The following is an 11,478-nucleotide window of genomic DNA, read 5'->3' on the forward strand; positions in this document are numbered from 1 at the left end:
TCCGATTCCCGATTCCCGATTCCCTACCTTTACAGATAAATTTTAAACTTGGTGCAAAATCTGAGTATTGTGCAAGGATTTCTAAACTTAAACAAACCAGCAGGTTGGACATCCCACGATTGCGTTGCTAAAGTGCGGCGTCTGCTACGGCTGAAGCGAGTAGGCCATGGCGGGACCCTTGACCCAGCTGCTACCGGGGTTTTACCGATAGCTCTGGGAAAGGCAACCCGACTTTTGCAGTATATGCAGCAGGATAAAGCCTACAAGGCTACGGTGAGACTGGGAGTGAGGACAACTACTGATGATTTGGAAGGAGAGGTGATTGCTACTCAGTCTGCAGCCCAGTTGACTCTGGAGTTGGTCAAGGGTTTGTTGAAACAGTTTGAGGGCAAGATTCAGCAAGTGCCACCAATGTATAGCGCTATTCAGATCAAGGGTAAACGGCTGTATGATTTAGCCAGAGCTGGTGAAGTGGTAGAGGTACCAGAACGAACTGTAGAGGTTGAGAAGATCGAGGTTTTAGATTGGCGTGGGGGGGAATTTCCGGAAATTGATTTAGCGATCGCATGTGGTCCTGGCACCTATATTCGCTCCATAGCCCGGGATTTAGGAGATGCCCTTGAAACCGGTGGTGTGCTAGCCGCTCTGACTCGTACTCGCAGCAGTGGCTTTGATTTAGCCGATAGTCTGACATTAGAAGAATTGACCGAACAGCTGGAACAAAGCCTATTCCAGCCAGTGTCCCCTAGTGTAGGTTTGGGGCACTTACCCTCTGTAACCTTGTCCGCTGATCAAGCCCGTCGCTGGTGTTTGGGACAGCGTATCTCTGGGGATGATACTCTTGAAACTCCCACAATTCCTTTGCAAGTGTATCACGAAGATGGCAGTTTTTTGGGTATTGGTAAGGTGATATCCTCAACCTCTGGGGTATTGCTGGCTCCTCAAATGGTTTTTGTTTGATGGTAGTTGATTGAATCGAACAGGACTTACATAGTAACTAGCTATATCATTAGCTGTTCTAGGTTTAGGTCGTAACCAAAGGAGCGGGGGGCGGATAAAGTAATTCAGGAATTTAGTTGATCTGTATCCCGTTTTTTGTAACCATTGCATTATGCAACGGTTATATTAGAGCGTATTGGGTATGGCAAACACTAAATCTGGCACTGTTCAAGACCTAGTTACGGTTCAGGAAGCTGCTGAAATCTTGGGTGTCTCCTCCGATACCATACGTAGGTGGGAAAAGAAAAAGCTGCTGAGGGCAAAGCGGTCTGAACGAAACTACCGCTTTTTTGATATTGAAGAGTTAAAACGAATTCAAAGAAAGTATCAAGGGCTAGCTACTGGGGTTGAGTTTCGTGTTCTAAAGAGCAAACCCACTAGCTTCAGAGTAATCGAGTTATTTGCTGGGTGTGGAGGCATGGCACTGGGTTTTGAGAATGCTGGCTTAACCACCAAGCTGCTGGTGGAGATTGATAAAGACTGCGTAAACACTCTGAAGCTGAATAGACCTTCCTGGGAAATCATACCTGAGGATATAGCCAACGTTGATTTTACCAATTACAAAGACAATGTAGATATTGTGGCTGGTGGGGTGCCCTGCCAAGCTTTCAGCTATGCCGGTCTAGGTAAAGGTTTTGACGATACTAGAGGGACGCTCTTTTTTGAGTTTGCACGATGCGTCAAGGAAGTACAGCCAAAAATAGCAGTGCTTGAAAACGTTAGAGGTCTGATCCAACATGACCAAGGCAGAACCTTATCCACCATGCTGCGAACCTTAGAGGATTTAGGTTACAACCCTACCTATAAGTTGCTCAGAGCGCAGTTTCTAGATGTTGCCCAAAAGCGGGAGAGGGTAATTATCATTGCGGTCAGAAAAGACTTAGACCTAAACGCAATATTTCCTCAGGAAAAGGACTACACTATTTCCCTGAGGGAGGTGCTCAAAGATTGCCCTAAATCAATAGGAGCAAAATACCCTACCCGCAAGAAAGAAATTATGGAGTTAATACCACCAGGAGGTTATTGGCGGAACTTACCAATAGAGCTTCAAAAAGAGTATATGAAAAAGAGTTTCTATCTCGGTGGCGGCAAAACCGGTATGGCTAGGCGGCTTTCTTGGCAAGAACCTTCCCTTACTCTAACCTGTAACCCAGCTCAAAAACAGACCGAGCGGTGTCATCCTGAAGAAACACGACCGTTGACAGTTAGGGAATATGCACGTATTCAGAGCTTCCCCGATGATTGGGAATTTACCGGTTCTCTATCATCGAGGTACAGGCAAATAGGTAATGCGGTCCCTGTTAATTTGGCTTACCACATTGGACGATGTCTGATTGCGATGTTGCAAGGGGAATTCGACCCAGAAACGATGGAGAAGTGTTGAACTTTGGCTTTTGCCCTTACTAACCCCAATTTTTTTGATAATACAGCAAAGGGAGCAGGGAGCAGGGAGCAGGGAGCAGGGAACTTCAGATTAAAAATTATCACAATTCATTTAAGATCGCTATTAGTCAACCAGACATGATATTACTAATATAGTGTTTGTATTTGAGATGTAAACCTAGGAGGTCTTGTTTTATTGTCCAATCAAACTCCAGACCTCTTTCCGATATTGCCTAGTAAGCATTCAGCTATCAGCTATCAGCTATCAGCTTTTGAATAAAACAGGTCAGCAAAAGTTTAATCTGAGTTATGTCACAGCGTTGAAGCCTGTGCCACAAACTAGAAGCCTGTGCCACAAAGCTGTTCGCGTAGCGTGAGCTTTTAGCTCACGGCTGACGGCTGACTGCTGAATGCTTATATTGCCTTTTTCAGCAATTGTGTTGATAACCCAGATACAAACGCTTTATGACTGTACAAAGCCAAAAACTATCACCCTTGAGACTAATACTAGTAGTATTAATATCGTTAGTATTAGTCGCTATTGTTGCCATAGGATCTACCTTTGCCCTTTCAGGAGAATCGTTGATGAAATTTCCAGGAAAACAACCCACCAATATTGGGATTCAGTCCTCAGGGCAATTAGCACCTTGCCCAAATAGCCCTAACTGTGTCAGCAGCTATAGCCAAGATGCCGAGCATGGTATTGAACCTTTAGCTTACAACTCAACCCCTACCGAAGCAATAGCTAAGCTAAAAACTGTGATCCAAAACCTAGAACGAACACAAATTATTGAAGAAACAGACAACTATCTTTACGCACAATTCACTACTCCTTTAATGGGGTTTGTGGATGATGTAGAATTTTTGTTGGATGACAGTGCTAAGGTAATCCATGTTCGCTCCGCCTCCCGTTTAGGAAAATCAGATTTGGGAGTTAATCGGAAACGGGTGGAAACAATCCGAGCGGAATTGAGCTGAGTGAATTAATCCCGTTGGTGGGCAGTGCCTAGCAACGGGATTGACTTGCTTATGTTATCTGTTTCTAGCACTGCCCACCCTACATCTTCAATAAATATAAACCCGTTGGTGGGCAGTGCCTAGCAACGGGATTGACTTGCTTATGTTATCTGTTTCTAGCACTGCCCACCCTACATCTTCAATAAATATAAACCCGTTGGTGGGCAGTGCCTAGCAACGGGATTGACTTGCTTATGTTATCTATTTATAGCACTGCCCACCCTACATAAACTCCCTAAAAAACCAGAACTACTTAATTTAATTGCAAACCGCTGTAGCTTGACATACTCTCTAGGCTTTGATAGTTTGGTTTTGGCGGTTAATTATATAACCAGTGTTGGCATCGAAATACTCCCAAAACTATTTCTGGATATATCCCAAAATATATTTTTTGGCGAAGCCGAATTGGTAATAATTACTGTTAGGTACCCCATTCAAAAAAATGGATAAAATAATCATGAAAAAAATTGCATCTCTTGTGGTTTCGTTATTGTTGGTATGCTTTACCTTGCTTGGTGCTGCATCCCCAGCCAATGCTGGATATCAGGCACAATTCTCTAACTCTGGAGCTACAGGTGGAGGACCACGTGTTAACTTTGGTACAACTGAAAATGCTACAAGTTACATGATTGTAGGAGCATACGGCAATATCAATAATATCGATACTAAGAATCGCCCTATAAAAATCTACTCTACTTCAAAGAATCCAATTACCATTCAGATCACTGAACTTCCTGATGCTTCTACTGCTCCGGCTGGTGCAGATTTCCAAAGTATTGTAATCGACAAGAATACTGGCAAGTTGTACATGAGTTGTTACTAAGTACTAGGCCCTAGGCACTAGGCATTAGTGGAATTTTGATTACCTAGGGTAGGCTATTGCTTACCGTTTGAATCTGAACCCACATTCTTCACTTCGTGAGGAATGTGGGATATATTTTTTGGGTAGATTAACTACTAATTGATGGATATAGCAATTCTACGACTTTGGACTTAACTAAATATAAAAATGCTATCAGGTACAACACATTCACAACAATTAGTAAGCTTTTACCTATCCAAGAGTGAATTATAGAGAAAGTAAAAATTGTTGCTACTAACACCAACAATTTTTCCACTGTGGATACGGTATAACCATGATGCTTGGGGTCCCAGTAAGAGAAAGGACTAATAAAACGATAGTTACTAACAGGAAAAAAGTGCCGGTGAGCATCATCGTTGTGAACTGGTAAATCTAATAAGGAGTGCAGTATCATACTCCAACAAAGAATTTCCCAAAGTTGCCATCCCCAGTAATGGCTGATCATCACTCCACACAGCGCTAGGGGCAGGGAATGAAAGGTAGCAACAAGGTTTTGCCAAAAGGGTAATTCGTAGGTTTGTGACCAAATCTGGGACTCTGGTTGACGACGAATTAATTTTGCCCAGATATAAAGGATAAAAATTGGTGCATCGGGTAAGATAGCACCAATTGTAATGGGTAAAGCTGCCTGAACTTGAGCCTGGTGATTCAAAACAGCAAGGTTAATAATGGCGTGGCTAGGAGTATTCAAAGGTTAGTTTGTTGATGAATTATAGTCTAGGGATATTATAGTTAGAGTCTGTTGATTAAAAAATAAAGTATATCCCTCACGGGTAAGCCCAAGCATCAATCAGCCTAGGCTGATTGATACAAAGACCTAAAAACTATTAACAAATTAACTCTGTTGCTTCTAAAGTCCTACGAGATTATAGGGGTTTCGATCCACGATCAACCGATATCTAGTCCAATGCATATTATGAGCAATTTTTTCTTAGGCTGATATCGTTATGAACTATACTGGTAAGGATGCCAAATCTTTTAATTATAAGAATTGAAATTGAGTAGCGAGTGATGAAATATCGAAGATTTGGGCGAACTGAGTTGCGAATGCCCGTTTTTTCCTGCGGCGGCATGCGGTTTCACTGCACCTGGGATGAGCTTTCTCCCTCAGAAATTCCCGAAAAAAATCAGATAAATTTAGAAGCTATTGTTCGTCGTTCCCTCGAAGTGGGAATTAATCATTTTGAAACAAGTCGTACCTATGGAACCTCTGAAATGCAGTTGGGATGGGCGCTTTCTAAGTTACCTAGAGACCAAGTGCTAATTCAAACGAAAATTACCCCCATTTCAGATTCCCACGAATTTCAGCGTCAAGTTGAAAAATCTTTATCTCTTTTGCAGGTAGACTATCTTGACCTGCTGACCCTACATGGAATCAATGATCCCCAAGCCTTCAAAGATAGCTTGTGTCCCGGAGGGTGCCTAGATCGGGCGCGGGAGCTACAAAAACAAGGAAAGGCTCGATATATCGGCTTTGCAACTCATGCTCCAACCGAGCTAATTGTTAAAACCATTGAAACCGATCGCTTTGACTACGTTAACCTGCACTGGTACTACATCAATCAATTCAACTGGCCAGCCATCGAAGCTGCCGATCGTCATGACATGGGGGTATTTATTATTAGCCCCTCGGATAAAGGGGGAATGTTGCATACTCCACCCAAGCGTTTGGTAGAATTGTGCCATCCCCTTCATCCTATGATGTTTAACGATCTGTTTTGTCTGAGGCATCATCAGGTCAAGACGCTGAGTTTGGGGGCTGCACGGCCGTCGGATTTTGACGCACATGTTCAGGTATTGGATTTGTTAGATCGGGCAGAGGAAATTTTACCACCCATTGTGGAGCGTTTGGAGAAGGCGGCGATCGCTCGTTTGGGAGAAGAGTGGTGGCGTACCTGGCATATTGGTTTGCCTCCTCATCATAAAACTCCCAAAGGGATTAATATACCGATGATTCTGTGGTTAAGAAATCTGGCGATCGCCTATGACCTGGTTGAATATGCAAAAATGCGGTACAACCTCCTTGGCTATGCCGATTTCTGGCATCCCGGTACTAGGGCTGAAAATATCAAGGAAATTGATTTAAGCGACTGTTTGCGCCATAGCCCTCACGCGGATAAAATTCCTGCTCTTTTAGACGATGCCCATCAACGCTTGGCAGGTGAACCGGTTCAAAAGTTGTCTCGCGACTTGGGGGGCGGCAAGTCCCGCACAAAGCAAGTATGGAGCTAGAGGGAATGAAGTGGTATCCCAAAACCTGAGTTATATAGTAAACACTTCTCTCCTGGATAATTGACTAGGGTATTCTAGCAGGGTGTATCTCACTTTTGCTAAAATACTCTAATTCTTGCCAAGTCGTGTTAATTACCGTTTTCAATTCAAGGTTAACGTCAAAACCAAATCAGCGTAAGCATTCTAACTCTCCCCTCCAGCGGCTGATTGGTTACGCTCAGCCCCATCGTTCCCTAATCTGGAAAGCGATCGCATGCTCAATCCTCAACAAAATCTTTGACCTAGCCCCTCCGGTCTTGATCGGGATGGCAGTGGATGTGGTGGTCAAACAACAAGATTCCTTGATTGCCCATCTAGGAGTAACGGATATCTTTAGCCAACTGGTATTGCTGGCATTCCTGAGCTTTATTGTTTGGGGATTGGAATCTGCCTTTCAATATGCTTACGAACGATTGTGGCGGAATCTGGCTCAAACCATTCAACACGAATTGCGCCTAGATGCTTACTCTCATCTGCAATCCTTGGAACTAGCGTATTTTGAAGATAGTAGTACAGGGGGATTGATGTCTATCCTGAGTGATGATATCAACCAACTAGAACGCTTTCTGGATATTGGTGCCAACGAAATTCTCCAGATATCCACAACCATTATTATTGTCAGTGCGGGCTTCTTTATCCTGGCTCCCAATGTGGCATGGATAACTGTGATCCCTATCCCCTTTATCCTCTGGGGTTCGATTACCTTTCAACGTCTGCTTGCTCCTCGTTATGCAGCAGTGCGGGAAAAGGTAGGGTTACTCAATGGACAGTTAGCGAATAATCTAACTGGGATTACTACCATTAAAAGCTTTACAGCGGAAGAGTATGAAACTAAGCGGATTGAGAGACAAAGTCTAGGGTATCAGTACACTAACCAGAAAGCGATCGCATTTTCTGCTGCCTTTGTCCCTTTGATTCGGATGTTAATCCTATTTGGGTTTACCGGAATTCTGCTCTACGGTGGTAAGTCCGCAGCAGCCGGGGAACTAGCTGTAGGCACCTACAGTGTCTTAGTGTTCATGACTCAGCGCTTGCTGTGGCCATTAACTCGACTGGGTAACACCCTCGATCAGTATCAACGAGCCATGGCATCCACCACTAGGGTAATGAATCTGCTGGATACCCCAATTGCCATGCACTCTGGCGATACACCATTGCCTAGGTCCGAGGTTAAGGGGGAATTGGTATTAAATAATGTTACATTTGCCTACCGTGATCGCCCCCCTGTGGTAGAAAATCTCTCCCTCCACATTCCAGCCACTGAGACTATCGCGATAGTAGGTTCCACAGGGTCTGGTAAAAGTACCTTAGTGAAACTGTTATTAAGACTATACGAAATCCAAGCAGGTTCGATAACCCTTGATGGAATTGACATCAGACAGCTCAAGCTCAAAGACTTACGCCATGCCATTGGTCTAGTTAGCCAGGATGTATTTTTATTCCACGGCACAGTAGAAGAGAATATCACCTATGGCACCTTTGATGCCACCACCGAGGAAATAGTTGCTGCCGCTAAGACCGCAGAAGCCCATGAATTTATCATGGAGCTGCCCCAAGGCTATGACACCATTGTGGGAGAGCGGGGTCAGAAACTATCTGGAGGACAACAGCAACGAATTGCGATCGCACGAGCACTATTGAAAGACCCCCCAATCTTGATTCTAGATGAAGCCACCTCCGCCGTTGATAATGAAACCGAAGCCGCCATTCAGCGCTCCCTAGAAAAGATTACCCAAAATCGCACAACCATTGCGATCGCTCATCGGTTGTCCACAGTCCGCAATGCTGATTGTATTTATGTAATCGACCAAGGCAAATTAGTAGAGCAAGGACGACATGAAAAGTTGTTAGAGCAACAGGGAATTTATGCCATGCTGTGGCGGGTGCAGTCTGGAGTGAAGAAATAGGAGTGTGGGGAGATGGGGAGATGGGGAGATTTTTATTAAGTTCGTAGGGTGGGTTAGGTGCGGCCATGATTTTGAGGAATTACCAATCAGTTTTTATCCGCACCGTAACCCACCTTCTTCAAATTTCGCCCCTGACTACTGACGCTTTGTAATTAATTAAACCCAACAAAGCTAGTGCAAATGTTGGGTTTGGTACCTCAACCAAACCTACAGGCTAAGGCGCACTTTATGCATGTTAAGAGTCTTTCCAACCAATGACTAATTTGGCGTACTTGATTTCTCCTTCCATATGTATGTCTGGGTATTTCTCATCCAGTTCCATCAAGAATAGTACAAAGGAGCGGGATTGAAGCTTGGCAGAGATATCCTCGAAGACTTCACTGACCCAGAACAGCTCCTCTTGGTCACAGGCATTGAGTATAGCCTTAGCCGTTATAAGATCCGAACCAATTACCTCGGTTAATTTTTCCCCGTAATCGGTGACTCTGGGATCGTTTACGTGTAGTTGAATCCTCTCTTTAAGGAGCCGCTTGACTTCTGCTATTTTGCTTTCCAGTAATTTAGGATTGTGGTTAGTCATTAGTTGGGAGTCTTTTTTAGATTTCTTTGATACTAGATTTTGAAGTGCGGAATGTAGATTCTGATCACCTTCAACAGTAAACCTTGGCCAAAAGGCCACGCTTCGCGAACAACCTGCTAACCTTGGCCAAAAGGCCACGCTTCGCGAACAACATCCTAACCTTAAACCTGCTAACCTTCAACCTTTTAACCTTCAACCTTCTAACCTTCAACATCCTAACCTTGGCCAAAAGGCCACGCTTCGCGAACAAACTCCTAACCTTAAACCTTCTAACCTTCAACCTGCTAACCTTCAACCTGCTAACCTTCTGCTAACCATAAAAAAAATAGCCGTAGAAATTATTTCCACGGCTGGCGGAAATCCACAGTAAGTCGATTTCACTACTTATGTTATGTGACTTTGTTCCATGACCAGTCCAATCCTTATCCTACTTGATTAGACCTGGTCTTATAGCTAGGGGGAAAACCCCCCAGCTGCTTAAAATCTTAATCCAGAATTAGGTACCTGGTCAAAGTACTAATCACTTCTCCAGGAATGCCACTCGGCTCAAGAGGAGTCCACTCATAAAGTTGTGCGTAGCCCTGGGTATACAGGGAATAGATAGTATTCATTACTGCCTTACGGGAGCCCTTAAGCCTGTGCTCAACCGGTTCTTTCTTCCCGAAAAAAATCTGAGAAGTATTCCCCGGAATTAGATACTCTGGATTATTGTCAGGATTCGGAACAAAGTCTGTAAACCTGATTAACAACTTGAATTCGTTTGCATATTATAATCATAATTATTATAATTATTTTTGTCAAGAGGTTTTATATTTGTTTTTAATAAAATAGGTATAAAAGTGTCATAATATTATAATATTGTGAGGAAATTTTGAAGTATGGTTATAGGAAATAAATAAGAAGAGTGTGGGGAGAGGTAAAAACTTTTTTAAGAGGTAATAAATATTAAGATAGCCTCTGAAATAGCCGCTACGCTATCGCTTTTTTTACTTTACTTTTACCTAGATTAATTATCAATTATACCCTTAATAAAAATCTGCCCATCTCCCTATCTCCTGATCTCCCTATCTCCTGATCTCCCTATCTCCTGATCTCCTTATCTCCTTATCTCCTTATCTCCCCATCTCCCCTTTTTTTATAAATATGAGATGCACCCTTATTAAGCCTAGTTATACTGATTGCGTCCAGCCATCACACCACCATCTACATCCCAGACCGCGCCAGTCACCCAACTGGCTTTCTCAGAAAGTAGATAAACCACAGCTTCAGCAATATCTGTAGGTTTTCCTACTCTGCCAATGGGATGGAAACTATTGAATCCTTCTAGGGCAGAATGGACTTGTTCTTTGGGGATGAAACCTTGGTAAATGGGAGTTTCTACTACTGCCGGAGATACCGCATTAACTCGAATATTATAGTTGGCTAGTTCCATTGCTAAATGTTGGGTTAGGGAATGTAAACCAGCTTTAGCCATAGAATAGGCAGAAGACGGAGTAGCTTCTATCGCTTGTTTCGCCCACATCGAGCCAATATTAACGATCGCACCAGCCTTGCCATTCTTAATCATATTTTTGACAATCCCCTGAGTGATGAAAAAGGTTCCTTTATTAATATCCAAATAGAGGTCATAATCCTTTTCTTCATACTCAATGAACGGTTTAGGGAGAAACACTCCTGCTGCATTGACTAGTAATGTGGCATCACTATGATTGACATTTAAACGATCAATTAAAGCATTTCTCATCTCTGGATCAGAGATATTAGCTAACTCACCAACTACCGTTCCATAGTGACTAAGTTCCGTTACTGCTTCTTCCAGTTTAGGCTGACGTGAGCCAATTAAAACCGCAGCACCACCCTGCTGAAGAATTAATTGAGCAACCGCTTTACCCATACCACTGGTGCCACCAACAACAATGATTTTTTGTCCCGCAAATGCTTGTGTCATGATTATCTCCTTAATTGATTGATTTTATTTTAGTTACCTACTAGAAGGTAGATATTGGAATAAAAAAAATTATTCCTTGATTAGCTGTCAGCGGTCAGCGGTCAGCGGTCAGCCTTCAGCGGTCAGCCTTCAGCCTTCAGCCTTCAGCCGTCAGCTTATTTTATTCAACAGTAAGTACCGTGGAATAGGCTTCGACGCTGTGACCCATAGCCCATTAGCTGATAGCTGATAGCTGACCGCTGATAGCTGATAGCACCTCAAGTAGCGCTTAAGCTAATTGCTGACCGCTGATAGCTTCTCTTCCAGACATGCACCAGTAATCTGATCAAAAGCAGCACTACTATCTTCCGCTACCCGGGCTAATAATTGCGCTCCTTGTAACAGCCCATTGAGGAGGAACATAGTCTTGTTGTTTAATTGTGGAAGTATACCAGTGGTGTACACATAGTTGAACTTCATAATTATTTTTTACTTTTGTTATATTTTTAGTAAGTGGCTGTTGGACTGACTG

General features: G+C 43.3%; 14 protein-coding genes. 9 read left to right on the forward strand and 5 right to left on the reverse strand.

The annotated features are described in order from the left end of the window. The first annotated feature begins 69 nt into the window (after positions 1-69). From truB to F6K20_RS08640, 5 genes are all read left to right on the forward strand, one after another. Positions 70-960: a tRNA pseudouridine(55) synthase TruB gene (truB, locus tag F6K20_RS08620; protein WP_044495314.1), complete on the forward strand. Its 891-nt coding sequence runs from the start codon at positions 70-72 to the stop codon at positions 958-960. A gap of 181 nt (positions 961-1,141) precedes the next feature. Beyond that, a complete protein-coding gene (gene dcm / locus F6K20_RS08625; protein ID WP_287294424.1) occupies positions 1,142-2,383 on the forward strand; it encodes a DNA (cytosine-5-)-methyltransferase in 1,242 nt (413 codons plus the stop codon). Between the two features lie 187 nt (positions 2,384-2,570). Beyond that, the gene (locus F6K20_RS08630; protein ID WP_131826870.1) at positions 2,571-2,759 is read left to right on the forward strand and encodes a hypothetical protein; all 189 of its coding nucleotides are present in this window, start codon (positions 2,571-2,573) and stop codon (positions 2,757-2,759) included. A gap of 88 nt (positions 2,760-2,847) precedes the next feature. After that, a complete protein-coding gene (locus F6K20_RS08635; protein ID WP_008190088.1) occupies positions 2,848-3,360 on the forward strand; it encodes a DUF1499 domain-containing protein in 513 nt (170 codons plus the stop codon). Between the two features lie 496 nt (positions 3,361-3,856). Beyond that, on the forward strand, positions 3,857-4,222 hold the full coding sequence (locus F6K20_RS08640; protein WP_287294426.1) for a hypothetical protein: 366 nt from the start codon (positions 3,857-3,859) through the stop codon (positions 4,220-4,222). A gap of 127 nt (positions 4,223-4,349) precedes the next feature. On the opposite strand, the gene F6K20_RS08645 is transcribed toward F6K20_RS08640, so the two are convergent. After that, on the reverse strand, positions 4,350-4,952 hold the full coding sequence (locus F6K20_RS08645) for a hypothetical protein (RefSeq protein WP_287294428.1): 603 nt from the start codon (positions 4,950-4,952) through the stop codon (positions 4,350-4,352). A gap of 320 nt (positions 4,953-5,272) precedes the next feature. On the opposite strand from F6K20_RS08645, the gene F6K20_RS08650 reads away from it, so the two are divergent. Beyond that, positions 5,273-6,493, forward strand: coding sequence for an aldo/keto reductase (locus F6K20_RS08650; protein WP_287294429.1), 1,221 nt, complete (start codon positions 5,273-5,275; stop codon positions 6,491-6,493). Between the two features lie 125 nt (positions 6,494-6,618). Beyond that, positions 6,619-8,439 (forward strand): ABC transporter ATP-binding protein, encoded by a 1,821-nt coding sequence (locus F6K20_RS08655; protein ID WP_008190079.1) that lies wholly within the window; start codon positions 6,619-6,621, stop codon positions 8,437-8,439. Between the two features lie 235 nt (positions 8,440-8,674). Here the strand turns inward: F6K20_RS08655 and F6K20_RS08660 are convergent, their stop codons facing one another. Continuing rightward, positions 8,675-9,019 (reverse strand): hypothetical protein, encoded by a 345-nt coding sequence (locus tag F6K20_RS08660; RefSeq protein ID WP_287263247.1) that lies wholly within the window; start codon positions 9,017-9,019, stop codon positions 8,675-8,677. A gap of 83 nt (positions 9,020-9,102) precedes the next feature. Here F6K20_RS08660 and F6K20_RS08665 point away from each other — a divergent pair, with 83 nt between their 5' ends. Then, the gene (locus tag F6K20_RS08665) at positions 9,103-9,333 is read left to right on the forward strand and encodes a hypothetical protein (RefSeq protein WP_131826869.1); all 231 of its coding nucleotides are present in this window, start codon (positions 9,103-9,105) and stop codon (positions 9,331-9,333) included. Between the two features lie 171 nt (positions 9,334-9,504). Here the strand turns inward: F6K20_RS08665 and F6K20_RS08670 are convergent, their stop codons facing one another. Both F6K20_RS08670 and F6K20_RS08675 read right to left on the reverse strand, forming a co-directional pair. Further along, the gene (locus F6K20_RS08670) at positions 9,505-9,768 is read right to left on the reverse strand and encodes a hypothetical protein (protein ID WP_008190074.1); all 264 of its coding nucleotides are present in this window, start codon (positions 9,766-9,768) and stop codon (positions 9,505-9,507) included. Between the two features lie 416 nt (positions 9,769-10,184). Continuing rightward, positions 10,185-10,967 (reverse strand): SDR family NAD(P)-dependent oxidoreductase, encoded by a 783-nt coding sequence (locus tag F6K20_RS08675; protein ID WP_287250173.1) that lies wholly within the window; start codon positions 10,965-10,967, stop codon positions 10,185-10,187. A 76-nt stretch (positions 10,968-11,043) separates the two neighbouring features. Between F6K20_RS08675 and F6K20_RS08680 the strand changes: the two genes are divergently transcribed. Next, complete coding sequence (locus F6K20_RS08680) at positions 11,044-11,196, forward strand: hypothetical protein (RefSeq protein ID WP_287250171.1); 153 nt, start codon at positions 11,044-11,046, stop codon at positions 11,194-11,196. A 44-nt stretch (positions 11,197-11,240) separates the two neighbouring features. Here F6K20_RS08680 and F6K20_RS08685 read toward each other — a convergent pair whose 3' ends face one another. Next, complete coding sequence (locus tag F6K20_RS08685; RefSeq protein ID WP_287294430.1) at positions 11,241-11,426, reverse strand: hypothetical protein; 186 nt, start codon at positions 11,424-11,426, stop codon at positions 11,241-11,243. Between the last annotated feature and the right edge of the window lie 52 nt (positions 11,427-11,478).

Origin of the sequence: Moorena sp. SIO2C4 (assembly GCF_010672485.1) — a bacterium.
GTDB lineage: Bacteria > Cyanobacteriota > Cyanobacteriia > Cyanobacteriales > Coleofasciculaceae > Moorena > Moorena producens.

What these genes read in the sequence shown, in the direction of transcription:
- F6K20_RS08660 (WP_287263247.1), bottom strand. Translation starts at nt 9,019, where the DNA reads ATGACTAACCACAATCCTAAATTACTGGAAAGCAAAATAGCAGAAGTC.
- F6K20_RS08640 (WP_287294426.1), top strand. Translation starts at nt 3,857, where the DNA reads ATGAAAAAAATTGCATCTCTTGTGGTTTCGTTATTGTTGGTATGCTTT.
- F6K20_RS08685 (WP_287294430.1), bottom strand. Translation starts at nt 11,426, where the DNA reads ATGAAGTTCAACTATGTGTACACCACTGGTATACTTCCACAATTAAAC.
- dcm (WP_287294424.1), top strand. Translation starts at nt 1,142, where the DNA reads ATGGCAAACACTAAATCTGGCACTGTTCAAGACCTAGTTACGGTTCAG.
- F6K20_RS08675 (WP_287250173.1), bottom strand. Translation starts at nt 10,967, where the DNA reads ATGACACAAGCATTTGCGGGACAAAAAATCATTGTTGTTGGTGGCACC.
- F6K20_RS08650 (WP_287294429.1), top strand. Translation starts at nt 5,273, where the DNA reads ATGAAATATCGAAGATTTGGGCGAACTGAGTTGCGAATGCCCGTTTTT.
- F6K20_RS08635 (WP_008190088.1), top strand. Translation starts at nt 2,848, where the DNA reads ATGACTGTACAAAGCCAAAAACTATCACCCTTGAGACTAATACTAGTA.